Origin of the sequence: Paramicrobacterium salitolerans (genome assembly GCF_051513965.1) — a bacterium.
Taxonomy (GTDB): Bacteria; Actinomycetota; Actinomycetes; order Actinomycetales; family Microbacteriaceae; genus Paramicrobacterium.
This window is the reverse complement of the sequence record NZ_CP195847.1, coordinates 2618362-2644169: the sequence shown is the minus strand read 5'-3', so window position 1 is coordinate 2644169 and position 25808 is coordinate 2618362. Positions and strand designations below refer to the sequence as shown.

The following is a 25808-nucleotide window of genomic DNA, read 5'->3' as shown; positions in this document are numbered from 1 at the left end:
AACTCGGGAAAGTGACGGTAATCTAGGATACAAGATGTATCCTAGATTACGAATGCGACCGGTTCGGGCCGCTCGTCGCAAACGGGGTCGTCACCGTGAAGCGGCTGCCGAGGATGTCGGTGCGACGGAACTCCACGTTCTGCGCGTCATCGCGGGCGACACGCGTGATGTGGAGCAGGGCGGCGCCGGGGTCGCACTGCAGCAGCTCGGCCTGCGGCTGCGTCGCGTTCGCGGCCTGAAGCTCCTCCTCGCCGCCGCTGACCGTGATTCCGCAGCGGTCTCGAAGCTCCTTGTAGAACGCGGTGTCGCGGAAGTCGACGGCGAGCAGTGGTTCCGCGACCGCGATGGGGCACCAGATCTCGTCGAGTGCGATCGGGCTCTCGTCAGCCCATCGCACGCGGGAGAGGTAGAAGAACGTCGCGTCGTCGAGCCCCAGCTTCGCGGCGACATCAGGATCCGTGACCGTCGACTGGTCGAGCACGGTGCTCTGCTGCCGCGACCCCGACGCGGTCACGACCTCGTGGAGGCTGTAGATCGCGCCGTACGAGGACGTTGTGCGAGTTGTGGTGATGCGGGGGCGACGCCCGCGTGCGGCGACGATGCGCCCGGATTCGCGCAGGCGGCGGAGGGCGGTGCGCATCGTGCCGCGGCTCACGGAGAACTCCTCCGCGAGCTCGAGTTCGCCGGGAAAGGCATCCGCGTAGTGGCCCGCATCGATGCGCCGATCGATTTCGATCTCGATCTCGCGCCAGCGCGGCATCCGCTTCGCGCTCTCAGCCATTCTGACCATCCTTTGAAAATGTATATACATTTATGTACAGTGGGGAGTCGACACGCTCAGGAGGTACTGCATGGCACGCCCGCGGCAACACCGTAAGCCGGCTCCGGCGCCCGCCCGAACGGGAAAGCTCCCGATCTGGCCCTGGGCGCTCGCGATAGCGAGCCTAGTGCTCATCGTGGTCGCGGTCATCGTGGGGACACAGCCCTCGCAGAGCGCGTCGGAGCGGCAGCCGGAGAGCGGGCAGGAGTCCAGTGCGGAGGAGATGACGTTCGACGTCGCGCGGCGCGCCGAGGGCGACGTCACAGCGATGGGCGACGTTGACGCACCCGTCGTGATCGTCGAGTACTCGGACTACCGGTGTCCGTACTGCGCGGTCGTGTCGCGCGACACGATGCCGCAGATCATCGAGAACTACGTCGAGACCGGCAAGGTCCGCTTCGAATGGAGAGACTTCCCGATCTTCGGCGAGGAGTCCGAGCTGGCCGCCATCGCCGGGCGGGCGGCAGGAGAGCAGGGCAAGTTCTGGGAGTTCAACGAGGCCGTCTACGCCGAAGCCCCAGCGCGATCGCACATCGATCTGCCGAGAGAGAGGCTCATCGAGTTCGCCAAGCAGGTCGGAGTGCCCGACATCGACCAATTCACAGCCGATCTCGAGAATGACGAGTTGAGAGCCGCCGTGCAGAAGGATGCTGAGGAGGCGCAGTCCATCGGAGTCTCGAGCACACCGATCTTCATCGTCGGAAACACGCCGCTCGTCGGCGCTCAGCCTTACGAAGCGTTCGAGCAGGCGATCGAGAGTGAGCTCGCCGCGGCAGAGGGGAAGTGACATGGACATCGGCTATGCGGGCGCATTTCTCGGCGGCATCCTCGCACTTCTGAGCCCCTGCTCGGTCATGCTGCTGCCGGCCTTCTTCGCGTACGCCTTCGCGGCTCCGCTCGCGATTCTGGTGCGCACGCTCCAGTTCTTCGGCGGGTTGCTGGTGACGCTCGTTCCGCTCGGAGTCTTTTCGGCGAGTCTCGGCTCCCTCGTCACAGACAACCGCGAGATGCTCGTGGCGATCGCGGCGGGTGTCGTGATCGTTGCGGGGCTCGTGCAGCTTCTCGGCATCCCGATTCCCGGCCTGAGCCGGCGCGACAGTGCGAGCGGGGATCGGACCTCGGCGGTGTCAGTGTTCTTCCTCGGCGCCGTCTACGCGGTCGCGGGAGTGTGCGCCGGGCCGATCCTCGGGTCGGTGCTCATGGTGGCCGCGCTCGGTGGAAACGCGCTCTACGGAGGAGTGATGCTGGGGTTCTACGCGCTGGGCATGGTCGTGCCGCTGTTCGCCCTCGCGCTCGCCTGGCGGAGCCTTGGGCCGCGCATGGCGCGCATCATGCGGCCGCGGATGCTGCGGATCGGGCGCTGGCAGAACGCCTGGTCGCTGATCGTCTCGGGCGCGCTCACGGTGGCGATCGGCATTCTCCTGCTCGTCACGAACGGCACGGCCAACCTCGGTGGCATCGTCACCGTCGAGACGCAGTACCGGGCCGAGTCCTGGGTGAGCTCACTGTCGCAGTCGATTCCGAACGCATGGTTCATCGTCGCCGCGGTCGTTGTGATCGCAGCGGTCGTCATCGCCGCGCGAATGGTGTCACGCCACCGCGCCTCAGACGCAGAACGGGAGAAGGTATGACGACCGCGGTCGAGGGCACACGGACGTTCGTGCAGGAGCTGCGGACATGGCAGGCGCGACGGTGGATCACCGCGCTCATCGGAGCCCTCGCGACCGTGCTCGTGGTGGCGGTGCCGACGGACCTCATCGACACGCCGCTGTTCACGCGCGACGTGCCACCGACATGGTGGGCATGGCCCGTGCTGATCGTGAACGCGGTGCTCGCGGGCCTCGTCGCGGCGACGTACGTTGCGCGCAAAGACACCGCGGAACGCAGCGGGGGAGCATGGGGCATCGGTGGAGGGCTCGTGACGTTCTTCGCCGTGGGTTGCCCCGTCTGCAACAAGCTCGTTCTGCTCGCGCTCGGCTATGCCGGCGCGTTGCAGTACTTCGAGCCGATCCAGCCGTATCTTGCGGGCAGCTCCATCGCGCTGCTCGCGGTCGCGTTCGTGATGCGCGTGATTCGGGAGCGGCGCTGCCCACTGCCGAAGCCTGGGACCTGACGGTGGTGGTTATTCCACGGAAGCGGTCGCCGCGACAGCCGACAGGGTGACGGTGCGCTCGGCCGGGACTTCGGCGATGTGCCCACGGAGCACCGCGGCGAACGCCGCGACGTTGCCGGCACGCAGGTGCTCGGCCAGCTGACAATGCTCGTCGATGATCTCGGAGCGGCGCTCACGCAGACGGTCGCTTGAGGCGAAGAGCATGAACCGATGGCGGTCCGACAGGCGATCGTACAGTTCGAGCAGAACGCTGTTGCCGCCCGACTGCACGAATCCGCGGTGGAACTGCAGCGTCAGCTCGACGAACCGAGGCAGATCGTCGTCGCGGAAGGCGTCCCGCTGCTCGGCGATGGACGCGTCGAGCGAGTCGGCGAGCTCACGGCGCAGCGCGTCAGGAGCGCGGTCGACGGCCGTGGTCTCGAGAACGTAGCGTGCATCGGCGAGATCGGCGACCGCGGCATCCGAGAGCCCCATGACGAGAGCCCCGCGTTTCGGATACACGGTGATCCAGCCTTCGTCCTGCAGGCGGGCGAGCGCGACGCGGACGGGCGTGCGACTCACGCCGAGGCTGCTCGCGAGAGCGGCTTCGCCGAGCATCGTGCCGGGCGCGTGCGTGCCGTCGAGGATCTCACGGCGGATCTTCTCGTAGGCACGCTCCGACGCGCTCGGGATCACCTTCGGCATGCGCCTCTCCTTCGCTCCGAGCCGTCGACCTCCGCGCAGCGCAGGATTCTATTGCGGGAGGCACCGGCTTTCGCCCAGCCTATCGAGTTGCGTCGGCGATCACAGGGTGCGGATTCTGATCGCGCTCGGCACCTCGCAGCGGCGCGCGGCGGGCCACGACCGAGTGGTGAGCCGCTCGGCGCGCATCACCATCGTGGGGTCGCCGACGAGCTCGCCGATGCGGGCGAGAGCGTTCGCGAGGTGCACCGCGCCGGCCTGGCGGGCGGCGGCATCGTCCGCAGCCAGCTCAAGCAGGAGGGTCACGGCTCTCAGAAACTCACGGCCGACGCGCAGGCGCCGCGGGAGGCAGGCCGCATTCACGGCGGCGATGCGCTTGAGCAGGTGATGGCGCCCCTCGAGGTGCGCGAACTCGTGGGCGATCACGGCCTGAAGCTGAGCCGGAGTGAGTTCGGACTCGAGACGCGTCGGAATGATGATCGTCGGTTCGCGACCGGGCAGCGAGCAGGCGACCACATCGTCGCTGGGAATCCGCGCGAGCGTGAGCGACCGACGCTCGTCGAGATGGCTGCCGTGGGGCAGGACGTCGCGGCGCTGCACGCGCGCGGCATCCATGATCGGCTCACCTGAGTTGATCAGAAGCGCCAGCGTGCACCCGACGGCTCCGAGGCCGAGCCACGCCGTCACGGTGAGAACGACCGCGGTGACGGCATCCGTCGCATGACCCACCTCGAGGCCGCCGACGACCGCACTCACGACCGAGCCGACCGCGCTCAGGCATCCCGCGCAGAACAGTGCGAACCAGAGAAACAGCGAGAGACGAGGATGCCGCACGGCCCACGGCCGCATGCGAAGAAGGCGCGGCGTCACGAAGATCAGCGCGGCAGACACCGCGAGCAGCGCCACCGTGAGAAGCACTACGTCCGCCTCGATGACCGAGCGGAGTTCACCGCGGCGCGCAGGGCCTCGAGATCGTCGTCGTCGAGGTCGCCCGTGAACTTCAGGAGAGCCGCGCGCCGGTCGCCCGCATCGGCGAGGGCCGTCATCATGGAGTGGCTGGCGTGCTCGACCTCTGAGCGGGTCGGGGAGAAGCGTACCTTGCGTGGGGACTCGGCCTGGCGCGTCACGAGACCCTTCTTCTCGAGACGGTCGAGCGTCGTGATCACGGTCGTGTACGCCGGGCACTCGCCGGTGAGCGCCTCCTGAATGTCGCGAGCGCTCAGGGGCTCTGCACTGTGCCAGAGCGCGGCCATGACCGCCTGCTCGAGTTCGCCGCGAGCGCGAGTTCGGGGACCAACCACTGCCATCCTCCTCACCACAATGATATCTGCGGTTGAATAGAGACGGTCTCCACACCCGACCCCGGAGGGAACCTCAGATGCGCATCGGACTCATCGGCGCGGGCGCCGTCGCCCCCTACTATGCGACAGCCGCGCGAGAGCTCGGGTTCGAGCTCGCCGCCGTGTGCGATGTGAATGAGGATGCCGCCCGAGCGGTCGCTCCCGAGGGCGCCGCCGTCTTCGGCGACCACCGCGAGCTCTACGCGAGCGGAACAGTCGATGCCGTCATCGTCAACACGCCTCACGCACTGCACGCCCCGATGATGGTCGAGGCCGCCGAGGCGGGGCTGCACACCCTCGTCGAGAAGCCCATGGCGATCTCCCTCGAGGAGTGCGACCGGATGATGCAGGCCGCGGCCGAGCATTCGACGACGCTCATGATCGGGCACATCCAGCACTACATGCCTGACAAGCTTGCGGCCGCCGCGGCGATCGCGGAGGGGGAGATCGGCCAACCCATCCTGCTGCGTGACTACCGCACCACCGACTACCGGCCGGGAGGCCGATCCGGCTGGTTCTTCTCGAAGCTCATCGCGGGCGGCGGCGCGCTCATGAACATCGGCGCGCACTGCGTCGACCGCACGATGTGGTTGGCGGGCTCGTGGACGAGCGCCGTGAGCGCGAACACGGTCGGGCGGCACGACGCCGGGGTCGAGACAGACGGGATGCTTCACCTGCAGCTGCAGAACGGCTCGACGGCATCCATCACCATCGTCTCTGACGCGCCCGAGTACTCGGACGAACTCGTGATCGTGGGGGAGAGCGGCGTCATCGTCGCCGACCCGAACCGCGGAACGCGCTCGCACGTCGAGGGCTACACGAGGACGCTGTGGGAGCCGGAGGGCGACCCCGTCGAAGCGGCGTTCACCGCCGAGCTGAGCGACTTCGCGGCGGCGATCGCGGGCGTGCAGCCCTCCGTCTCAGTGGAGCACGCGCGCCACGTCGTCGAGGTCGTGCTGGCCGCGTACCAGGCCGCGGAGGCGGGGCAGCCGGTCGCCCTCTGAGGCGGAGCGATCAATCGATCCGGCGGGCCTCGTACTGCTCGGTGATGATCGGGCGGTGGTCGGATGCCGGCTGAGCGGCGATCTGCACGGGCCACGACGGCTGCACCCCGGTGAGCGCCCATGCCGCCTGGCGCGCTGCGCCATCCGCCACGTACTCTCCGGGAGTCGGCACGGTGATCGGGCGTCGGAACACCTGCGCCGCGATCGCCTGCACAGCGTGGTTCTGCGCCGCGCCGCCGACGAGGAGCAGCCTCTCGGCGGTGACCCCGCGCCGCTCGACCGCCTCCACTCCGGCGGCGAGGCCGCAGAGCATCCCCTCGATCGCAGCTCGAGCGAGGTTAGCGCGCGACGTCGACGCCATTGTCATACCGAACAGGGTGGCAGTTGCGTCGGGGAGGTTCGGGGTGCGCTCACCCTCGAAATAGGGCTGAAGAACGAGACCCTGCGACCCGGGCTCCGTGTGGAGGGACAGCTCGGCCAGCTGCGCGTGGCTGACGCCGAGAAGCTCCGCCACCGTGTCGAGCACGCGGGCGGCGTTGAGCGTCGCCACGAGGGGGAGAAAACGCCCCGTCGCGTCCGCGAAGCCCGCGATCGTCCCCGTGGCGTCGAAGACCGGGTCCGGCGTGACCGCGAAGACCGTGCCGCTCGTCCCGATTGAGATCACAACGTCGCCCACTCCGGCATCCAGGCCGAGGGCGGCGCCCGCATTGTCTCCGGCACCCGCGCCGAAGACGGTGCCGTCCGTCACATCGGCGCGCTCGCCAGGGCCGAGTACGCGCGGCAGCACGGCGCTGTGTCCGAGCGCCAGCTCGAGGAGTTCACGATCGTAGCGCCCAGCGGGAGACCAGTAGGCAGTTCCCGATGCGTCTGAACGATCGGTCGTGAGTGCGTCCAGGTCGCCGCCTCGGGGCGCTCCTGGCCCGTAGCCGCGCAATCGCCAGGTCAGCCAATCGTGTGGGAGCGCGACGGCTGCGACGCGCTCCGCGTTGTGCGGTTCGTTCTCTCGAAGCCAGCGGAGTTTCGTCGCTGTGAACGAAGCGACCGGAACGATCCCGCTTCGGCGCACGTAGGCCTCGGCGCCCCCGACCTCATCGATGAGAGTGGCCGCCTGCGGAGCACTTCGCGTGTCGTTCCAGAGCAGTGCATCACGGATGACCTCTCCGGTGTGGTCCAGCGCGACCATGCCGTGCTGTTGGGCGGCGACGCTCACCGCGGCGACATCGTCGAGACCACCGGCCTCGGCGATAGCCTTCAGCATCGCGTCGAACCACTTCTCCGGGGCGACCTCTGTTCCGTCTGGGTGCGCGGCCCGACCTTTGCGCACGAGCGTCCCCGTGTCGGCGTCACGCACGACCACTTTGCAGCTCTGAGTGGATGAGTCGATTCCCGCAACCAGCGTCATTGCTTACCTTTCACGGAAGGCCCTTCTGGGCGCGACTGACACCCATGAACCCAGTCTGTCAAACTTCACTGCTCACACGACGATGATGTCGGGGCCCGCAGCGTGGAGTGAATCTCGCATCTCAGATCTGATGCGATCATCCGTGATGATCATGTCGAGCTCGTCTGTATCAGCGACGTGACAGAACGAGCTGATTCCGATCTTGCTCGCGGTGATGGTGAGCACCCGACGCTTCGCCGAGAGGAGCATGGCGCGCTTGACCTCGGCTTCGTCGGGAATGGTCGTGGTGACGGCATCCGCTGTCAGGCCATTCGCCCCGAGCAACACCAGGTCGACGTTGAGAGTGCTGAGCCGGTGGCGCGTCCACTCGTCGACGGCGCCCTGGCTGATTGGTCGAACCCGACCCGGAAGTGCCATGACGGAGATGTTCGCACGCTCGGCGAGCACAGGAATGGCAGGAAGGTTGTTCGTGACGACGATGATCGAAAGATCGGGGAAGACGGATGCTGTGACAAGAGCGAGCGAGCCGGAATCGAGCAGGAGGACTCCGTCGGTCGGGATCTCCTCCACTGCCCGTACGGCGATGCGGCGCTTCTCATCTGCTTCAGCGGCCTGCCGCTTGGCGAGTGACAGCTCGAACGGCATTCCGGGCGTCAGGCGTGCGCCGCCGTGCGTCCGCACGATCGCACCCTGACGCTCGAGCACGGCGAGATCTCGACGGATCGTCTCTGCCGTGACCCCGAGGTCGCGACTGAGGGCCGTGACCGAGAGGGCGCCGTCGTCCTCGTGTGCGGCGGCGATGATCGCCGCTTGGCGTTCTGCTGGGTACATATCGCTCCTGGATCCTTGTCTATCGTGCACCATCTCACCCCCAGATCAACAAAAACCCACATAAAACAGACACATATGGTTACGATAGCGTTACGAACCAACAGTAGGTCTTGCTTAAACAAACACAAACGGGCGATGGTGTGTGTGTGGCATAAGCCGGTCGATGACGATGAAAGGCAGAGAGATGACGAAGTCTTATCTTCGCGGGAGGCGATTGCTCTCGCTCGGAGCGGTCGCGTCCGCAGGGGTGATGCTCGCCGGATGCGCGGGAGCAGGAGGCGGAGCTGGCGGCGGAGATACCGTGACCCTCACGCTCGCCACCGTCAACAATCCGCAGATGAAGGACATGGAGCAGCTCAAGGGTGAGTTCGAGAAGGATCACCCCGACATCAAGGTCAAGTTCATCCAGATGGAAGAGAACGACCTCAGGGATGCCGTCACGAAAGACGTCGCCACCCAAGGCGGTCAGTACGACATTGTGACCGTGGGCAGCTATGAAGTGCCGATCTGGGGCCAGAACCAGTGGCTGACCGAACTCAACGACTTCACCACGAAGGACGAAGCGTACGACGTCGACGACATCCTCCCACCGGTGCGCAAAGCGCTCACTGTCGACGACAGTCTGTTCGCGGTTCCGTTCTACGGAGAGTCGTCCTTCCTCATGTACAACAAGGAGATCCTCGCAGATGCGGGGCTTGAGGTTCCCGAACACCCGACCTGGCAGCAGGTTGCGGACATGGCGCGGGAGGTCAACGGCGATGATCACGTCGGCATCTGCCTGCGCGGAAAGCCCGGCTGGGGCGAGCTGTTCGCACCGCTGACCACCGTGGTTCAGACCTTCGGCGGCAACTGGTTCGACGAAGACTGGAACGCGACTGTGAACGCCCCCGAGTTCGAGGAAGCCGTGCAGTTCTACACGGATCTCGTCGAGGATGCGGGTGAATCAGACCCGGTCTCGTTCGGGTTCACTGAATGCCTCAACCTCTTCTCGCAGGGCAAAGCCGCCTTCTGGTACGACGCGACGAGCGCCGCTGGCTCGCTGGAGTCCGAGGATCTCAGCGAGGTCGCCGGAAACGTCGGGTACGTCCATGCCCCGACGGTGAAGACCGAGGAATCGGGGTGGATGTGGTCATGGAACCTGGCGATCCCCGAGACGTCGAAGAAGAAGGACGCCGCATGGGAATTCGTCAGCTGGGCGACCAGCAAGGACTATATGAAGCTCGTCGGTGAGGAACTCGGCTGGAGTCGCGTGCCGCCGGGGTCACGTCTGTCGACGTACGAGATCCCTGAGTATCAGGAGACCGCCGGAGCGTTCGCCGACATCACCAAGGACATCATGATGGCGGTCAATCCGGAGCAGCCCGGCGTCAACCCGCAGCCCTGGGTGGGTGTGCAGTACGTGACGATTCCGGAGTTCCAAGACCTCGGCAATCAAGTCTCACAGGAGATCGCCGATGTCTTTGCCGGCAGATCGAGCGTCTCTGAGGCGCTTGACGCGGGTCAGAAGCTCGCGGAGAAGGCCGGAACAGCGCAGAAGGAGTAGTGGGGGATGCCCCGGCGCTCGAGCCGGGGCATCCTTCGGGATCGGATAAGGGTGACCATGACTGCAGCAGCCATTCGACCAGGGCGGGTCGAGAACGACGGCGAATCAGAATCTCGGCGAACGCACCGCCCCACGAAGCATGCCCTAACTGCGCGTGAACGGAAGGGCCTTCGTCTCGCACGTGCGCTCGTCTGGCCCGCGCTCGCAGCGGCCATCATCATCACGCAGATTCCCTTCCTGGTCACCATCTACTACTCGTTTCAGGAGTGGAACCTGCTGCGTCCCGGAGACCGCAGCTTCGTCGGCTTCGAGAACTACGCCATCGTCCTCAGCAACGGTGCCTTCGTCAGCTCGCTGATCGCAACGGTTGTCATCACCGGAGCGAGTGTTCTGCTGTCGCTCGTGTTCGGAATGGTGCTCGCACTTCTGCTTGATCGGAAATTCGTCGGCCAGGGCGTTGCGCGAACTCTTCTGATCACGCCGTTCTTGATGATGCCTGCTGCTGCATCGCTCATCTGGAAGTGGTCGATGCTCGATTCGAATGCCGGCATGGTCAATTGGGGCCTGTCACTCATAGGTATCGAACCGGTGGCATGGAACACCGACGTCCCGATCCTCACGATCATCATCGTGCTGACGTGGCAGTACACACCATTCATGATGCTCATCCTGCTCGCGGGTCTGCAGAGTCAGCCCGGCGATGTTCTGGAAGCGGCATCCGTCGACGGTGCAGGTCCCATCCGCACCTTCTTCTCAATGACGCTTCCGCACATGCGCCAATACATGGAACTGTCGATTCTGCTCGGCACGATTCTGCTGCTCCAGGTGTTCGACCCGATCGCGATCATGACCCGGGGGACAGGGGGGACGAAGACGCTGTCCTATCTGCTCTACGAGCGCGCATTCGTCGGGCTCGAGGTCGGAGAGGCGGCAGCATACGGCGTGCTCACGGTGCTGCTGACGATCATCGTCGCCATGGTGGCACTTCGAACGCTCTTCAAGATCTTCAAGACAGAGGGGATGAACTGATGGCGTCGACGATGCTGCTCACAACAGGTCGGACCACGGTTCGACGGACGAAGCCCGTGCGAAAGCGAGTGAGCGCCGCGGTGCTCACGATTGTCACCTGGGTGCTGACGCTCGGCATGTTCTTTCCGATCGCCTGGATGGTCTTCACCGCATTCAAAACGGAGAAGACTGCCGCGACCATGCCTCCGACATTCATCACGGAGCTCACGCTCGACAACTTCCGCGCCGTCTTCGACCAGGGCTTCCTGGCTTACCTGACCAACTCGCTCACAGCGAGCGTCGTATCAACGCTCATCGTGATGGCGCTCGCGGTGCCCGCGGCCTATGGACTCTCCGTCCGTCCGCTCGTGCGTTCGACTGACGCGCTGTTCTTCTTCATCTCGACGAAGTTCATGCCTCTCGCAGCCATCGTGATTCCGATCTATCTGCTGCTGCAGAACATGGGGATGCTCGACAACATCTCCGCCCTCTCCGTGCTCTACGTAGGGATGAACCTTCCGCTCGCCGTGTGGATGATGCGCTCTTTCTTGAGCGAGGTGCCGACCGAGATCATCGAGGCCGCGCAGGTGGATGGAGCGAACTTCTGGACAGAACTCGGTCGGATCGTCCTGCCGATCGTGGCTCCGGGTATGGCGGCCGCCGCTCTGATCTGCTTCATCTTCGCGTGGAACGAGTACTTTCTCGCGAATCTCCTCACCTCTACCGTCGCGCGGACGACGCCGCCGTTTCTCGGCAGCTTCGTGTCGGGGCGCGGTCAGTTCCTCGCCGTGCTCTCCGCAGCGTCCACGTTGGCAGTGCTTCCCGTGGTCATAGCAGGATGGATAGCCCAGAAACGGCTCGTGCGAGGACTGGCGATGGGCGCCATCAAGTGAGCACAGCCAGACACGGAGGAAAGGCATGAGCGCTCTAGGGATCGGGGTCGACAAACGGCACGCGGCGATTCTGTCGCTGCTGCAGCGGGACAAGCGCGTGGACGTGAACGATCTCGCTGAGGCGTTCGGCGTCGCCGACGAGACTATTCGCCGTGACCTGCGCACGCTCGAGCAGCAGGGGCGGCTCGCTCGCGCCCACGGTGGAGCGATTCTTCCGACATCACTCATGGAGAGATTCCCCCAGCTCACGGGCGCGCGGGTTCCCGAGTGGCCAAGCGCGCGTGCTGCCCTCGAATTCGTGCCGAAGACGGGCAGCATCTTCGTCGATGCAGGCGAGGCGTGCCAGTCGCTCGCGGCGTTGCTTCCGGACAGCGCGTCGCTTCACGTCGTTACCAACGCGGTGCCGGTCGCGCTGACCGCGAGCCGCAAGGAGAGCCTCGGCGTCTACACCCTCGGCGGGGCCGTCGAGAGCGATGGAGAGCTGTCCGGCCAGTGGACCCGCGAAGCGCTTGCGACGGTGCGCGTCGATGTGGCGTTCCTCTCGTGCGATGGCGTGGATGAGAACGGCCGCCTCATGGCGTCGACGCCGCGGACGGCCGCGATCAAGCGGGCCGCATTCGAGGCCGCCGCGATGCGCATCGTGCTCATCGACGGGGGGCAGTCCCCGCTCGGACTTGTCTCGTTCGCGCGTCTCGCAGATGTCACTGCCGTTGTGGCAGACCCCCCGCTTGCATCCGCACACGAAGCGATCCTCCGTGAAGCGGGCGTGCAGTACCTCACCCAACAGACAACGTAGCCGCAGAGGAGAAACATCATGACCAACGCCAGCAAGCTCAGTGCGTCGAGCCTCGGCTCTCTCACAGGCGTCGAGATTCCCGCCTATGATCGCGCGGCTGTGCGCGCCGGCATCATGCACTTCGGCGTGGGCGGGTTTCACCGGGCGCACCAGGCGATGGTCATCGATGATCTTCTCGCGAAGGGCGCGGCGAATGACTGGGGAATCTGCGGCGTCGGCGTGATGCCGAGCGACCGACGGATGCGTGATGCCCTGGCTTCGCAGGACTACCTCTACACGCTCGTCGAAAAGCATCCGGATGGTGAGCTGACTGCCCGAGTGATCGGCTCGATCGTCGACTATCTGTATGCACCCGACGACCCGGAAGCCGTCATCGAGCGGATGGCGGATCCGAGCATCCGAATCGTCTCACTCACTGTGACGGAGGGCGGCTACAACATCAATCAGGTCACCGGGCGATTCCAGCTTGACGAGCCTGGTGTGATGCACGACCTGAACGCCGACGCGCCGGAGACCGTGTTCGGGCTCGTCGTCGAGGCGCTGAGGAGGCGTCGTGATCGAGGCATCCCGCCATTCACCGTGATGTCATGTGACAACCTGCAGAACAACGGCGAGGTGGCACGGCACGCCTTCACGACATTCGCACATGCGAAAGACGAGCAGCTGGCCGCGTGGATCGACGCGAACGTCGTATTCCCGAACAGCATGGTCGACCGCATCACGCCGGTCACCACGGAGGGTGATCGTGCGGAGCTCGCTGAGCGCTTCGGCATCGACGATGCGTGGCCCGTCGTCTGCGAACCGTTCTTCCAGTGGGTGCTTCAGGACTCGTTCACCGACTCGCGACCTCCCTATGAGCGCGCCGGCGTCGAGATCGTCGATGACGTCGAGCCGTATGAGTTCATCAAGCTGCGCCTGCTGAACTCCAGCCATCAGGGGCTCTGCTACTTCGGACACCTGATGGGGTACCGGTATGCTCACGACGCCGCGCAAGACCCGTTGATCGCCCAGTTCCTGCTGGCTTACATGAACGACGAGGCGACGCCGACGCTGAAGCCCGTTGCGGGACTCGACATCGAGGAGTACAAGCCTCAGCTCATCGAAAGGTTCTCGAACCCCGGAATTCGCGACACGATCGCGAGGCTCTGCGCGGAATCGAGCGACCGGATTCCGAAGTGGCTGCTGCCGGTCGTGCGTGATCAGCTGGCGATGCCGCAACCTCACGTGACCTTCGCTGCGGCGATCGTGGCCAGCTGGGCGCGCTATGCCGAGGGAATCGATGAGCAGGGCGAGCCGATCGAGGTCGTCGATCGGCTGAAGGAGCGAGTGATGGATGCCGCGAACCGCTACCCCGACGACCATCACGCCTTCTTGCGTGACGAAGAACTTTTCGGCGATCTCGTGGATCAGCCGGAGTTCACGCGTGAATATGACCGCGTGCTGACGGCTCTCCACGAGGTCGGAGCTCGAGAGACGCTGAGGATGCTGCTGGCGAAGCGGGTCTGATGTCTCTGGTGGGTGAATAGATCTGTATTATGCGCCCAACGGGGGAAGGAGACCTGACGCGGCCGCGCATGCTCGCGCGATGATGAGCGACGGGTCGATGATCTCGCCCTGGGCGATCAGGGCATCTAACTCAGCGACTCCCATTCTGGCAAGCTGAACCTGTTCGGACGGATCAGTCGTGTCGGCCGAGCCAGACCTGAGGGTTCCACGAGAGAAGAAGAGGTGCACGGGCCACGCTGTTCGCCCTGGATTCGCAGAGAACGTGTGCAACGGCTCAAGAACGGTGGCAATTACGCCGAGCTCTTCCTCCAACTCGCGGCGCGCAGCATCCGAGGGGGTTTCCGTTGCGCTGCCCGCACCGCCGGGCAGATCGTATATCCAGCGGCGCAGCGGGTAACGATACTGACACGTGAGGAGAAGGTCGTCACCGTCTGTGACTAGAGTCGCTACGGCGAACGGTATGCTCTCGTCGACTTCGTAGGTGGTCTCGCCGCCGTCGGGAAGCCGTACTGTGTGCTCCACGAGCGTGACACGCCCCTGCTAGGCGACGCGGGTCGCGAGCGCAGTCCAAGAGTGTTCTTCCACAGCAGTAAGCCTAGACAGAGGGCTGCTCTCGACCGTCGAATCGCGCGACGGATGATGGTCAGCGGCTACGCAACTCAGAAGGAGAATGGCACTTCAGAAGGACGGTTCTGCGGAATTCTTCCTTCTGAGGTGTTTTCTTCCTTTTGGGGTGCACGGGTCGCTAGGTGAATCCTTTGTGAACGATCGTTTCGTGAGCAGAAAATCTATGAACAGATAGTCCATATGTGGTTATGCTGTCACCGTGACGATCAGCGAAGACCCACCGCTCCTGCTCCTTCTCGACTTCGACGGCACAGTGTGCGTCGGGGACGGACCCGTGTGGGCGTATGCCGAAGCGGTGCTCGGCGACATCGCAGACACCACCGGCGAAGGCGACGAGGTTCGCCAGAAGCTCGGCGCCTTTCTCGACGGCCAGGCGGGCGACTACATCGACGGATACGCCGCGGTCGCCCAGCTCGCCGGAACGCACGCCTCCGCGGAGACACTGCAGCGCGCGTACCGTGCCAGCCGTCGCGCGCTGGCCGACGGCATCCTCGATGTTCACGCCCCCAAAGGCCTCGCCGAACTGCTGACCGATCTCGCTCCGGCGACCGAGCGCATTCTCGTGACGAACGCCCCCGTCGACGGCGTCGCTGAGACCCTCGAACGCATCGGCCTCGCCCAGCACATCGACCGCATCGTCTCTGATGCGGGCAAACCCGACGGATGGTCGACGCTGCTGCCCGAACTGCTGCACGGACGCGACCCGGCACGCTGCATGGCGGTCGGTGACATCTGGACGAACGACCTCGAGCCGCCGCACGACGCCGGCTGCGCCACCGCGCTCATCGACCGGTTCGGTCGCGGAGCCGGCGCCCCTGGGCTCGTCGCGCCGACATTTGAGCAGCTCTACGACGGCATCCGCGCCTGGGCTGCCGCGAACACACGACTTGCCACCTCCACCGATTGATGCACTGCCACAGAACGGACACACCATGAAAGCACGCACTCTCACCGCGGCGATGGTCTCGGGCATCGCTCTCATCACGACGCTGACGCTCAGCGGCTGCGGAGTTCAGCAGCAGCCCACGGGCGGCGACGAGGCGAGCGGACCCTGCGTCGGCTCGTCGAACGACAGCGCCGGCGACCCGGAGCAGCTCACACTCGCGCTCGTCCCCTCCGGCGATGCGAAGAAGCTCGTCGAGACGGTCAAGCCCCTCGAAGACGCACTGACCGACCGCCTCGGTATTCCGGTCAAGGGCGTCATCTCTCAGGACTACCAGGCCGCGGTCGAGGCCATCGGGAGCGATCAGGCGCAGATCGGAATGCTCCCGAGCCTGCAGATGAGCCAGGCCTGCGACAAGTACGGCGCCGTGCCGGCCCTGCAGACCGAGCGCAACGGCAAGAGCACGTACGCCGCGCAGTTCTTCACGAACGACCCCGAAAAGTACTGCTCCGACGAGCCCGTCGAGGGTGAGAACGGGATGCTGTACTGCAACGGAACTGAGTCGGGAACGGGCCCTGCGGGACTGGACAGCATCGAGAAGATGAAGGGCGCGACGGTCTCGCTGCTTCAGGCGGCATCCCCCGCTGGCTACATCTTCCCGGTCGCAGCCATGAAGAAGACCGGGCTGGACGCGACAACCGACATCGAGACGGTGCAGGTCACGGCCAACGACGCGAGCGTTCTCGCGGTGTACAACGGGGACGCCGAGGTCGGCACAAGCTACTGGGATGCCCGCGAGGTCGTCGCCGGGGACACCCCCGACGTCGGCGAGAAGGTCGTCGTCTTCGCGCTGACCGAGGAGATCCCGAACGACGGAGTCTCGCTGTCGAGCAACCTCTCCGAAGAGTGGCAGACGAAGATCGCTGACGCGCTCAAGGACTTCGCCTCCACCGACGAGGGTGTCGAGGCGCTGCAGGCGATCTACCAGATCACCGGTCTCGTCGACGCAGATCCGGAGAGCCTGCAGAAGACTCAGGAAGCCGCGAAGTCCATCGGGCTCGGCTAGACGGATGTGATGGAGAGGAGAAACGTGAACGACACGGCGAGGACGGGAGCCGGCATCCGATTCGACGGAGTCGGTGTCACATACCCCAACGGATACAGCGGTCTGACGGACGTCTCCCTCTCCATCGAGCCGGGCGAGATGGTCGCGATCGTCGGTCTCTCGGGAGCGGGGAAGTCCACGCTCATCCGGGCGATCAACGGGCTCGTGCCCATCACGTCCGGCCAGATCACCGTCGGCGACGTCGGTCTGCGGGGACTCCGCGGCCGGGGTCTCCGGCAGCTGCGAAGCGAGATCGGCATGGTCTTCCAGAGCTTCAACCTTGCCAAGCGGACGACCGTGCTGAACAACGTGCTCATGGGGCGCCTGCACCACACCTCCGCGTGGCGGACGCTTCTCGCCGCGTGGTCGAAGGACGACGTCGAGCTCGCGATGCAGGCGCTCGAGCGCGTCGAGATCGTGCAGAAGGCGTACTCGAACGCGGCGGAGCTCTCCGGAGGGCAGCAGCAGCGAGTGGCAATCGCGCGGGCGCTGGCACAGAAGCCGCGCGTCATTCTAGCCGATGAGCCGACGGCATCCCTCGACCCGCCCACCTCGCACGTCGTCATGCGCGACCTGCAGCAGATCAACGAGGAGCTCGGCATCACGGTCGTCGTGAACCTGCACTTCCTCGACCTCGCGCAGCGCTACGGCCAGCGGCTCATCGGTCTGCGCGGCGGCGAGGTCGTGTACGACGGCCCCGGCTCCGGCGCAGATGAGAGCGTCTTCGAGTCGATCTACGGTCGCTCGCTCACGGCGGAGGACGTGCTCGACTCGCGGGTGACGCCGTGACGACGGCCCGCATCGACGCGCGCCCGCGCAAACCCGTCACCTGGCCGCGGACCCTCGTGGTCGTCGCGGTGATCGCCGCCATCACCGCGTGGTCGGCGATGGCGATCGATGTGAACTCGGGCGCGCTGATCCAGAACGCCACGAACGCGGCGAACACGCTCGTGCAGCTGGTTCAGCCCGACTACTCGTTCATCGTGCAGACGCTGCCCGCCGTGCTCGAGACCGTCGAGATGGCCGTGATCGGCACAGCGGTGAGCATCATCATCGCCCTGCCGGTGTCCTTCCTCGCCTCGCGCGCGACCAACCCGAACGGCGTCGTCTTCGGCATCGTCCGATTCATCATGAACGTGGTTCGGAGCATCCCCGACCTTCTCTACGCGGCGATCTTCGTGACCGTCGTCGGCACCGGGGCGCTCTCGGGCATCATGGCGCTCGTCCTGTTCAACCTGGGCATCATGGTGAAGCTCATCTCCGAGGCGCTCGACGGCCTCGACCGCGGCGGGCAGGAGGCCGCGCTCGCCGCCGGGGCGACGTGGCTCAAAGCGAACCGCAGCGCCATGCTCTCCGAGGTCGCGCCGAGCTACATCTCGCAGACGATCTACGTGCTCGAGCTGAACATCCGCGCGTCGGCCGTGATCGGTCTCGTCGGCGCCGGCGGACTCGGAATGCTGATCGACAAGGTCAGAACCTTCTACCAGTACCACTACCTCAGCACGGTGATCCTGGAGATCCTCGTGCTCGTGATCGCCCTCGAGCTGCTCAGCTCGTACGCCCGGAAGAAGCTCGTGAAATGACCGCGACACACGTGTCCACCGGCATCCCGTGTCAGACCCAGCTGCGACCCCGCAAATCCGTGCGATACATGCGCACCGTCGTCTGGACGGTGTGCACGATCGTGGTGGTCGCCGCCTTCTGGAGCGTCGATATCTCGTGGCAGGCGCTGCTCGACATGCCGCAGAGGCTGGCCAAATACCTCGGTCTGATGTTCCTGCCGCCCGCGTGGGAGAAGTTCCCCGAGGCGCTCTCCGCCACCATGCTCTCGGTCGCGATGGCCTGGTTCGGCACGCTGATCGGCATCATCATCTCCTTCCCGCTCAGCCTGCTCGCCGCGCGCGGACTCATGCCCGCCGTCGTGCGCTGGCCCGTACGGGGCATCTTCGCCGTGCTGCGCGCTGTGCCCGAAGTCGTGATCGCGGTGCTCATGCTCTCCGTGACCGGACTCACCGCGTTCACCGGTGCCCTCGCGATCGCGCTCGGCTCTATCGGAACCCTCGGCAAATGGGGATACGAGAGTTTCGAATCCGTCGACCGCGGCGCGATCGAGGCCGCGACCGCCGCCGGAGCGTCGAAAGCGCAGATCATGCGCTGGGGTGTGTGGCCGAACTCGAAGCCCGACGTGCTCGCGTTCTGGCTGTACCGATTCGAGATCAGCGTGCGCGCCTCGGCGATCCTCGGGCTCATCGGCGCGGGCGGCATCGGCAAGATGCTCGTAGACAACATCCAGTTCCGTGTGTGGGACGTCGTGGGGATGCTGATGATCGTCGTCGTCGTTGTCACGATGATCATCGACCAAATCTCGGGTCTTGTACGCATCCGCATCATCAGCGGCAGGTGGGAACTGCCCATCGTGAGTGCGTTCCGACGTCGCTCGGCTGAACGCGCGCGCCGGGAGTCTACGGAACTCAGGGCGACGCAGGGCGACGTCACCGGTGATCGATAAGGTGATCGCGTGATGAAAAAACTCGAGCGGCCGATGCGGATCCTGCACATCTCCGACACGCACATCTTCGGCGACGACACACTGCACTACGGCGTCGTCGACACAGCGGCGGCACTCACGCGCACCCTCGAGCGCGCGTCGTCGATCGAAGACATCGACGTCGTGCTGCTGAGCGGAGACATCTCCGATGACATGACTGCCGCCTCGTACGAGCGCGTGCGCGCCATGGTGGAGCCGTGGGCTGCCGAGCGCAGCGTGCCCGTGCTCTACGCGATGGGCAACCACGATAGAGCGGCCGAGTTCGAAGAGGTGCTCGGCGACCGCACCGGCGTCCTGGAGGTACGCGGTGTGCGGATCATCCGGCTCGATTCTGCGGTGCCGGGTGCCGGCTACGGCGAGGTCGGAGCGGAGCAGATCGAGATGCTGCGGTGCGAGCTCGCCGCGGCATCCGGGCCGAGCATCGTCGTTGTGCACCACCCGCCGACACCCGCATACGGGCCGCTGCTGAAGGCGCTTGAGCTGCAGGATGCCACGGAGCTCATCGCGGCCTGCGCCGAGGGATGCGCCACGGCCGTGCTCAGCGGTCACTACCATCATCCGCTCGTCGCGATCGAGCAGGGGGTGCCGGTCATCGTGGCACCCGGCGTCGCCAACACCTCTGACGCCTGCCCGCCCGCAGAGCACGAGCGCGCGACGGTCGGCTCGGGCTTCGCGATCGTCGACGTTCCGGCACTCGGAGCACCGACGGCGACGTTCTTCTCTGCGCCCTCAGCGGGTGACGGAGCGGAGATCTTCGACCTCGGGCCCGAGGAGGTCGCGCGCATTGCGGCGGCCGCTGGTCCCCGGCAGCCGCAGAACGCCGTCAGAGACGCCGTGACCGGGGCCGCGGCCCACGAAACCGGACCAGGGGCATGACTCCCACCAAGCCGGGCGAGGTCATGGCCACGATCCGGACCCTACTTCCCTCTCTTCTTCCGACGGAGCGCGCGGTCGCGACAGTGCTGCTCGAGCGCTCGGGCGACATCGTCGAGCTCAGCTCTCAGCAGGTCGCGGATGCCGCGGGCGCCTCGCGCGCCACCGTGGTGCGCACTTGCCAGAGCCTCGGTTTCACGGGCTACCAGCAGCTGCGGGTTCTCCTCGCGCGCGATGCCGCCTACCAGTCGCAGCCTCAGGCCGCCCCTGCGTCAGGGGCCGCGGGAATCGTGGGCGAGACCTTCCGCCACGTCGGAGCGGGTATCGCGAATATGACGGCGCTGCTCGATGACGCGTCGCTCGAGAAGGCCGTCGAGGCGCTTGCGACGGCCGGCCGCGTGATCGCCTGTGGCAACGGGCTCTCCGCGCCGCTTGCCCTCGACGTCGCCGCGCGGTTCACGAGCATCGGTCGGCCGACCGAGGCACCTCTTGACGTGATCGGTCAGCAGATCGCCGCGCGCCTGCTGTCGGCATCCGATGTTCTTCTCGCCATCAGCGGCAGCGGCGCGAACGCCTCGACGCTCCGCATCGCCCAAGCCGCGGCCGACGCCGGAGCGACGGTCGTCGCTATCACAGCCTTCGCACGCAGTGCACTCACGCAGATCGCCGACGCCAGCCTCGTCGTCACGATGCCCGACGTCACCTTCCGCGAGGAGATCACGCTCGCGTCCCGGCTGCCGCAGGCGATCCTCGTTGAGGGGCTCGTCGCGGCGCTGACCCACCGCCTCGGCGACGACGCGACCAAGGCCAAGGCACTCGCGCTCGACGCGATCAGCGACAATCTTGCGGAATGATGCCGCCGGGCGGCACGCGAACGTGGCCTTTCGCCGGAACCGTGGCACACTAGCTCCGTTGTCCCGTTCAACGGAAGGAACCCGCTTCGATGTCCGACAGCGCGTCTGCGCGCAGCATCGCCCTGCTCGGCAGCAGCGGCGGCAACCTGCGCAGCCACGGAGGCGACAACCCTGACCGGGTGCTTCGCGATGTCGTGAGGCAGGCGGATGCCGCGGGCTTCACCATCGCCGCGGCTCAGTTCGTCGCCGCCGATACATCGATGGATCAGGTGTCTCCCGAGACGCCGGCGGCTCTCTGGAGCCTCGTCGACGGCACGCCGACCGAAATTGCGAAGGGAACTCTGTCGGAGGTCAACACCGCCGCACGCGAGATGGATGCGTCGATCGCGAACCACGTCGCCGCGGGCGAGATCGACGGGCTCATCCTCATGAGCGCCGACCCCAGCGACACGAACGAGCGCACGATGGTCGCCGCCGCCGCGAAGGAGATCCCGGCCGCGGGAACCGGCGGCACCTCGATCGCCGCGGCGCAGCGCCTCGGCGTCAAGCTCGTCGCGGCCTCCGGCACCACCGGGACAACGAGCACAACCCGCGCGGTCTCCTACATCTCCGGCCTCGCGCGGTACTGGAAGCTCCCGTACCACCCGTCGCTCGGCGGCAGCACTGCGCCCCAAACGGCGACGCCATCGTCTGAGTCGATCTGGAAGCGCATCAGCATCCGCGGCATCATGGTCGGCAGCATCCCCGCTTTCATCGCGCTCGCACTCGTGCTCGCGGTCAGCAAGATCCCGATTCTGTCGGGCCTCACCCCGGTCTTCGACACACTGATCGCGGGCCTGCCGATCGTGGTCTCCGCCGTCGCCGCTCGCAAGGTCTCGGGGCTCGGCGAAGTCGGCCTGGTCGCGGGAGCTGTCGCCGGCATCCTCGCCGCCGAAGGTGGGCTGCTCGGCGGTCTCGTCGCCGGAATCATCGCGGGTCTCCTGAGTGCCTGGATCCTCAAATGGACTCTCGCCCGCGGCTTTCCCGCCACGACCGCGAACATTGTCACGGGAGCCATCGCGGGCCTTGTTCCGGGGCTCCTCGTGTACTTCGCCCTCGCACCCTTCACGGATGCTCTGGGGCTCTACGTCAAGGAGGGCATCCAGTGGGCCGTGGGCGTCAACCCGGCGCTCGCCGGAACGCTCGCGGGCCTCGCGATCTGGCCCGCCATCATCGGGGGCGTCTACCACTCGGTGATCCTTCCGCCCGTTCTCCTCGAGATGGGGGAGAAGGGGTACAGCTTCTTCGGTGCGATCGACATGGTCTCGCTCGTCATGGTCTCGCTCGGCATCACGCTCGCGAACGTCATCGTGCCGCGCACGAGTGGAGAGCGCGCTCTCGCGGGCTCGGGCGCCGCCGTCAACTTCTTCTTCGGCACGTTCGTCGAGGCCTCGTACCCGTTCATGTTCGGTGACAAGAAGGTCTTCGGCATCGCGTTGGTCGCTGCGACGGCGGGCGGCGCGGTCGTCGGGCTCACTGGGGCGGAGGCGACTGCCTACCTGCCCGCCGTGGTCGCTCCGTTCGTGTCAACGACGGCCGCGGGCATGACCCTCTCGATGATCTGCGGCTTCGCCGTCGCCTTCGGGCTGACGCTTCTCGTCGGGCTCGCCCATCGCCGAGCTCAGCGTTCCGCGGCGTAGAACGCAGGAGTAGCCTTGGCGCATGGCGACGACCCACAGCCCCGACCGTCTGGCCGCATTCACCGACGCGATCGTGGCGATCGCCATCACGTTGCTCGTGCTGCCGCTTGTCGACGCGGCATCCGATGAGATCAACGAGGGCTCGACGTTCGTCGCCTTCTTCACGGACCACTGGGGGCAGTTCGTCAGCTTCCTCATCAGCTTCGCGGTGATCGCGCGCATGTGGGCGGGCCATCACCGTCTGTTCGAGCATCTGCGCAGCTATACGCCGCGCATCTTCATGCTCACGATCCTGTGGTCGTTCACCATCGTGCTGCTGCCGCTGCCGACCGCGATGACGGCGAACTTCGCGATCGAGCCGGGTGTGATCGCGTTCTACATCACGACCATGGCGGTCAGCAGCCTCACGCTCACGCTGCTCGTCCTCACGATTCGAGGGTCGTCGAGCGAAGACCCCGAGAACCCCGTCCCCGTGGGCGTCCTCATCAACAGCGCGTTGACGACCGCACTGTTCATCGTGGCGCTCATCGTCGGCAGTCTCGTGGTCGTGATCAACTACTTCGCCCTGTTCCTCCTCGTTCTGAGTTGGCCCATCAACAAGATCATCGACGCGCGGATGAACCGCGATGGAGAACCCGGGTCGCGAACGGCAGGCAAGCAGGCGTAATCTTGTTTCCCGGCCGCTGACGCCCCGCACGAAAGGTTCCATTGATCGACGAATGTAGGCACGGCTTCGACCCGCAGCTGTGCGCGATCTGCAATCCCCCCAAAACCCCCGAACCCGCGAAGCGAACCACTCGCACCTCGCGCACCACCACATCCTCCCGCTCCTCGTCACCGCGCAGTTCATCAGCCCGGAAGCCGGTGCGCATCGAGCAGCAGCGTCTGTTCCACGTGACGCACACGACGAACCTCCCCTCGATCTTCGCGAACGGAATTCTGAGCGACGAGCGTCTCGGTGATGCAGACATGGATGCCGTGCGGCTCTCGTCCGACGAGAACCGCGCTGCCCGGCGCCGCATCACGATCGACGCCCCGGTCTCGGCATACGTCCCGTTCTTCCTCTCGCCCGACGCCGCTGTGTGGAGCAGCCTCCGCGGGCGCGAGCCGAACGTGCGGCTTGACCCTGAGCTGCTTCGCGCTTCGCCCAACGACTTCGTGATGCTCGTCGCGACGGTCTCCAGCATCCGCGCCCTCGACACCGAGCTCGTGGTCGCCGACGGCGACGCGGCGGCGGGGCTGACACGCTTTGGTGACGGCAGCGACGCTGACCGTCTGCTGGCGCGCTTCGCTCTCGACGAGAGCGGTGAGCAGCTGCTCGTCGCCGAGGCGCTTGTCCGCGATGAGGTGCCGGTGTCCGCGATCAATGTGATCGGGGTCTCGAGCATCAAACAGCGCGAACGCGTCAAGGGGATGCTGGCCGAGGCCGGGCTCCGCACGAAGGTCGCGGCCTACCAGCCCTGGTTTAAGGGCTGAGCTGCTTTTCTCCATGTGAAACGCAGACCGTGCATCAGGTAGGAGATGCGTCACGAAGAAGGACGTTCTGAGCGGTTTCGTCCTCCCCCCCTGTGACGCATCTCCTACTTTGTGCACTCCGGTGTCAACGATGGATGCCGTCGGGGAACGTGATGGGTCTGGTGCTCACAGGAGATCGGCGCTGAAGGGCCCAGTGCCGTCGACCGTGAGAGCATGTTCGTCCGGCTGCGGCGGTTCGAATCCGTCGAAGTACTGCTCCGCGATCTCACGCGAGAGCACGAAGCTGTCGGGCCCCGGCTTCCGCTGAGTCGCGCGAGCGCACGCGGTCTCGCGGTCGACCCGCACATAGACAAGTTCGGGAGTCACTCCCGGCGCCAGCACAGCACGCCACTCGTCGCGCATGCGCCGCGACCAGAATGCGAAGTCAAGAACGACATCGCCTCCGGCATCCACGATCTCGAGCAGCCGCTTTCGCAGCACATCACGGATGCTCTCGGCTGCCGCATCGGGAATCGGCATGTGCCGAAAACCCCGCTGCCAAGCCTCGACGTCGATGGAGAGCACAGTGAAGCCGCGCTCGGCGAGCAGGCTGGCGAACCGGGACTTGCCCGACCCGGCGGGGCCGCACATGAAGATGACGCGACTCATTCGCCAAGGCTACCCGCGCTTGGCCCTGGTGGCTGTGAAGGTCGTACGTGCATCAGGTAGGAGATGCGTCACGAAGTAGGACGTTCTGAGCGTTTTCGTCCTCCCCGGTGACGCATCTCCTACTCTGTGTGCTCGGCGGTGACGAGCGGGTCGGGCTCCTGCGTCAGATCGACGACCGTGCCGCCCCGCAGCCCCTCGACGGGGAAGCCGTTGCGCACCCAGTACTCGTAGCCGCCAATCATCTCGCGCACGTCGAACCCGCGCTCGAGCAGCACGCGCGCGGTGTGCGTCTCGCCGTTGCAGCCGGGGCCCCAGCCATACACGATCAGCGGTCGATCGCGCAGCTCATCGAGATCGGCATCCAACCGCGTCGATGGCAGGTGAACGGCACCCGTGACATGCCCGTGGTCCCACGAGAGCTGCTTGCGGGTGTCAACGATCACCGCGCCACCAGCTTGAGCCTCCCGCGCCGCGACGATGTCGATCTCGAACGCGAGCCGTGCCTCCACATGGGCAAGGCGGGCACGGATGCTGTCAGACAGCGCCCCGTGCGCGTCTGCGCGCTCCATCAGCGCTTCAGCAGCTCGGCGAGGCGCGGCAGCTGAGTCTCGTCTTCGAGGGCCGAACCCACCGCGACGACGCGGACGCCGGCATCGAGGAAGTCGCCCGCGTTTCCGGCATCCATTCCCCCTGTCGCCACGAACTTCGCGCTGGGGAAGGGCCCGCGCATCGCGCCGAACCACTTTGTGCCCAGCAGTGATGCGGGGAAGGCCTTGAGCCAGGTCAGGCCCTCCTTCATGGCGAGCTGCACCTCGCTCGGGGAGGCGACGCCCGGCAGCGGCGGCAATCCCGCATCGACCGAGGCCCGCACGACCTCGGGATCGAAGCCAGGACTCACCGTGAACTGGGCTCCCGCTGCGGCGGCCTGCGCAACGTGCTCGACCGACACGACGGTGCCGGCGCCCACGCTCTTGCCGCGCTCGCGACCGGCTTCGGAGACGACGCGGAGCGCCTCGATGTCATCCGCCGACTGGATGGGAAGCTCCACCACGTCGATGCCGAGGTCCCACGCGGCCGTTGCCACGGAGAGGCTGCGTTCTACGCCCATTCCGCGCATGATCGCCATGAGTGGAGCATCCGCGAAGAGGTCGTCGAAGTGTGCGTTGTCTGCCATGAGG

At 65.9% G+C, this 25808-nt stretch carries 29 protein-coding genes; 19 read left to right on the top strand and 10 right to left on the bottom strand.

The annotated features are described in order from the left end of the window. Positions 1-46 precede the first annotated feature (46 nt). Positions 47-781, bottom strand: a complete 735-nt coding sequence (locus ACSAGD_RS12770) for a GntR family transcriptional regulator (RefSeq protein WP_437583148.1) — start codon at positions 779-781, stop codon at positions 47-49. Between the two features lie 70 nt (positions 782-851). Between ACSAGD_RS12770 and ACSAGD_RS12765 the strand changes: the two genes are divergently transcribed. Genes ACSAGD_RS12765 through ACSAGD_RS12755 form a run of 3 tightly spaced genes read left to right on the top strand, consistent with a single transcriptional unit; the run spans position 852 to position 2933 of the window. Continuing rightward, positions 852-1607 carry a DsbA family protein gene (locus ACSAGD_RS12765; protein WP_437583146.1) on the top strand — a complete coding sequence of 252 codons (756 nt, stop codon included), beginning with the start codon at positions 852-854 and terminating at the stop codon, positions 1605-1607. Position 1608: 1 nt separating this feature from the next. Continuing rightward, positions 1609-2451, top strand: coding sequence for a cytochrome c biogenesis CcdA family protein (locus ACSAGD_RS12760; RefSeq protein ID WP_437583145.1), 843 nt, complete (start codon positions 1609-1611; stop codon positions 2449-2451). Next, a complete protein-coding gene (locus ACSAGD_RS12755) occupies positions 2448-2933 on the top strand; it encodes a hypothetical protein (RefSeq protein ID WP_437583143.1) in 486 nt (161 codons plus the stop codon). The genes ACSAGD_RS12760 and ACSAGD_RS12755 overlap by 4 nt, the downstream gene beginning before the upstream one ends. A 9-nt stretch (positions 2934-2942) precedes the next feature. On the opposite strand, the gene ACSAGD_RS12750 is transcribed toward ACSAGD_RS12755, so the two are convergent. The 3 genes from ACSAGD_RS12750 to ACSAGD_RS12740 form a co-directional block, all read right to left on the bottom strand. Further along, positions 2943-3617: a GntR family transcriptional regulator gene (locus ACSAGD_RS12750; RefSeq protein ID WP_437583142.1), complete on the bottom strand. Its 675-nt coding sequence runs from the start codon at positions 3615-3617 to the stop codon at positions 2943-2945. 99 nt (positions 3618-3716) lie between these two features. Continuing rightward, positions 3717-4532 carry a M48 family metalloprotease gene (locus tag ACSAGD_RS12745; protein ID WP_437583141.1) on the bottom strand — a complete coding sequence of 272 codons (816 nt, stop codon included), beginning with the start codon at positions 4530-4532 and terminating at the stop codon, positions 3717-3719. Beyond that, the gene (locus ACSAGD_RS12740; RefSeq protein WP_437583140.1) at positions 4532-4915 is read right to left on the bottom strand and encodes a BlaI/MecI/CopY family transcriptional regulator; all 384 of its coding nucleotides are present in this window, start codon (positions 4913-4915) and stop codon (positions 4532-4534) included. The genes ACSAGD_RS12745 and ACSAGD_RS12740 overlap by 1 nt, the downstream gene beginning before the upstream one ends. A gap of 77 nt (positions 4916-4992) precedes the next feature. Between ACSAGD_RS12740 and ACSAGD_RS12735 the strand changes: the two genes are divergently transcribed. After that, positions 4993-5958, top strand: a complete 966-nt coding sequence (locus ACSAGD_RS12735) for a Gfo/Idh/MocA family protein (protein WP_437583139.1) — start codon at positions 4993-4995, stop codon at positions 5956-5958. Positions 5959-5968: 10 nt separating this feature from the next. On the opposite strand, the gene ACSAGD_RS12730 is transcribed toward ACSAGD_RS12735, so the two are convergent. Continuing rightward, the gene (locus tag ACSAGD_RS12730; RefSeq protein ID WP_437583138.1) at positions 5969-7360 is read right to left on the bottom strand and encodes a xylulokinase; all 1392 of its coding nucleotides are present in this window, start codon (positions 7358-7360) and stop codon (positions 5969-5971) included. A gap of 72 nt (positions 7361-7432) precedes the next feature. Continuing rightward, positions 7433-8191, bottom strand: coding sequence for a DeoR/GlpR family DNA-binding transcription regulator (locus ACSAGD_RS12725; RefSeq protein WP_437583137.1), 759 nt, complete (start codon positions 8189-8191; stop codon positions 7433-7435). 184 nt (positions 8192-8375) lie between these two features. Here ACSAGD_RS12725 and ACSAGD_RS12720 point away from each other — a divergent pair, with 184 nt between their 5' ends. From ACSAGD_RS12720 to ACSAGD_RS12700, 5 genes are read left to right on the top strand one after another with little or no spacing between them, the layout of a single operon-like run. Continuing rightward, positions 8376-9734 carry an ABC transporter substrate-binding protein gene (locus tag ACSAGD_RS12720; protein ID WP_437583136.1) on the top strand — a complete coding sequence of 453 codons (1359 nt, stop codon included), beginning with the start codon at positions 8376-8378 and terminating at the stop codon, positions 9732-9734. A 57-nt stretch (positions 9735-9791) separates the two neighbouring features. Next, a complete protein-coding gene (locus ACSAGD_RS12715) occupies positions 9792-10763 on the top strand; it encodes a carbohydrate ABC transporter permease (RefSeq protein WP_437583135.1) in 972 nt (323 codons plus the stop codon). Next, the gene (locus ACSAGD_RS12710; protein ID WP_437583134.1) at positions 10763-11635 is read left to right on the top strand and encodes a carbohydrate ABC transporter permease; all 873 of its coding nucleotides are present in this window, start codon (positions 10763-10765) and stop codon (positions 11633-11635) included. Before ACSAGD_RS12715 ends, ACSAGD_RS12710 begins: the two co-directional genes overlap by 1 nt. Before the next feature lie 25 nt (positions 11636-11660). Further along, the gene (locus ACSAGD_RS12705; protein WP_437583133.1) at positions 11661-12431 is read left to right on the top strand and encodes a DeoR/GlpR family DNA-binding transcription regulator; all 771 of its coding nucleotides are present in this window, start codon (positions 11661-11663) and stop codon (positions 12429-12431) included. An 18-nt stretch (positions 12432-12449) separates the two neighbouring features. After that, positions 12450-13937, top strand: coding sequence for a mannitol dehydrogenase family protein (locus tag ACSAGD_RS12700; RefSeq protein WP_437583132.1), 1488 nt, complete (start codon positions 12450-12452; stop codon positions 13935-13937). A 27-nt stretch (positions 13938-13964) separates the two neighbouring features. On the opposite strand, the gene ACSAGD_RS12695 is transcribed toward ACSAGD_RS12700, so the two are convergent. Then, positions 13965-14459, bottom strand: a complete 495-nt coding sequence (locus ACSAGD_RS12695) for an NUDIX hydrolase (protein ID WP_437583131.1) — start codon at positions 14457-14459, stop codon at positions 13965-13967. Between the two features lie 304 nt (positions 14460-14763). Between ACSAGD_RS12695 and ACSAGD_RS12690 the strand changes: the two genes are divergently transcribed. From ACSAGD_RS12690 to ACSAGD_RS12645, 10 genes are all read left to right on the top strand, one after another. Continuing rightward, a complete protein-coding gene (locus ACSAGD_RS12690; protein ID WP_437583130.1) occupies positions 14764-15471 on the top strand; it encodes an HAD family hydrolase in 708 nt (235 codons plus the stop codon). A gap of 25 nt (positions 15472-15496) precedes the next feature. Next, entirely contained in the window at positions 15497-16513 is a 1017-nt protein-coding gene (phnD, locus tag ACSAGD_RS12685) for a phosphate/phosphite/phosphonate ABC transporter substrate-binding protein (RefSeq protein ID WP_437583129.1), read from the top strand. A gap of 9 nt (positions 16514-16522) precedes the next feature. Beyond that, complete coding sequence (phnC, locus tag ACSAGD_RS12680; protein ID WP_437583128.1) at positions 16523-17341, top strand: phosphonate ABC transporter ATP-binding protein; 819 nt, start codon at positions 16523-16525, stop codon at positions 17339-17341. Next, complete coding sequence (gene phnE / locus ACSAGD_RS12675) at positions 17338-18135, top strand: phosphonate ABC transporter, permease protein PhnE (RefSeq protein WP_437583127.1); 798 nt, start codon at positions 17338-17340, stop codon at positions 18133-18135. The genes phnC and phnE (ACSAGD_RS12675) overlap by 4 nt, the downstream gene beginning before the upstream one ends. After that, positions 18132-19061: a phosphonate ABC transporter, permease protein PhnE gene (gene phnE / locus ACSAGD_RS12670; protein ID WP_437583126.1), complete on the top strand. Its 930-nt coding sequence runs from the start codon at positions 18132-18134 to the stop codon at positions 19059-19061. Before phnE (ACSAGD_RS12675) ends, phnE (ACSAGD_RS12670) begins: the two co-directional genes overlap by 4 nt. Positions 19062-19073: 12 nt before the next feature. After that, positions 19074-19976: a metallophosphoesterase family protein gene (locus tag ACSAGD_RS12665; protein ID WP_437585170.1), complete on the top strand. Its 903-nt coding sequence runs from the start codon at positions 19074-19076 to the stop codon at positions 19974-19976. Further along, entirely contained in the window at positions 19973-20827 is an 855-nt protein-coding gene (locus ACSAGD_RS12660; protein ID WP_437583125.1) for a MurR/RpiR family transcriptional regulator, read from the top strand. The genes ACSAGD_RS12665 and ACSAGD_RS12660 overlap by 4 nt, the downstream gene beginning before the upstream one ends. An 89-nt stretch (positions 20828-20916) precedes the next feature. After that, the gene (locus tag ACSAGD_RS12655; protein WP_437583124.1) at positions 20917-22506 is read left to right on the top strand and encodes a hypothetical protein; all 1590 of its coding nucleotides are present in this window, start codon (positions 20917-20919) and stop codon (positions 22504-22506) included. 22 nt (positions 22507-22528) lie between these two features. After that, positions 22529-23173, top strand: a complete 645-nt coding sequence (locus tag ACSAGD_RS12650; RefSeq protein ID WP_437583123.1) for a TMEM175 family protein — start codon at positions 22529-22531, stop codon at positions 23171-23173. A gap of 197 nt (positions 23174-23370) precedes the next feature. Then, entirely contained in the window at positions 23371-23982 is a 612-nt protein-coding gene (locus ACSAGD_RS12645; protein ID WP_437583122.1) for a DarT ssDNA thymidine ADP-ribosyltransferase family protein, read from the top strand. Positions 23983-24147: 165 nt separating this feature from the next. On the opposite strand, the gene ACSAGD_RS12640 is transcribed toward ACSAGD_RS12645, so the two are convergent. The 3 genes from ACSAGD_RS12640 to ACSAGD_RS12630 all read right to left on the bottom strand — a co-directional run bounded on the left by ACSAGD_RS12640 (position 24148) and on the right by ACSAGD_RS12630 (position 25804). Beyond that, positions 24148-24630 carry an AAA family ATPase gene (locus tag ACSAGD_RS12640; protein ID WP_437583121.1) on the bottom strand — a complete coding sequence of 161 codons (483 nt, stop codon included), beginning with the start codon at positions 24628-24630 and terminating at the stop codon, positions 24148-24150. Between the two features lie 119 nt (positions 24631-24749). Next, complete coding sequence (locus ACSAGD_RS12635; RefSeq protein WP_437583120.1) at positions 24750-25199, bottom strand: rhodanese-like domain-containing protein; 450 nt, start codon at positions 25197-25199, stop codon at positions 24750-24752. Continuing rightward, positions 25199-25804 (bottom strand): bifunctional 4-hydroxy-2-oxoglutarate aldolase/2-dehydro-3-deoxy-phosphogluconate aldolase, encoded by a 606-nt coding sequence (locus ACSAGD_RS12630; protein WP_437583119.1) that lies wholly within the window; start codon positions 25802-25804, stop codon positions 25199-25201. The genes ACSAGD_RS12635 and ACSAGD_RS12630 overlap by 1 nt, the downstream gene beginning before the upstream one ends. Between the last annotated feature and the right edge of the window lie 4 nt (positions 25805-25808).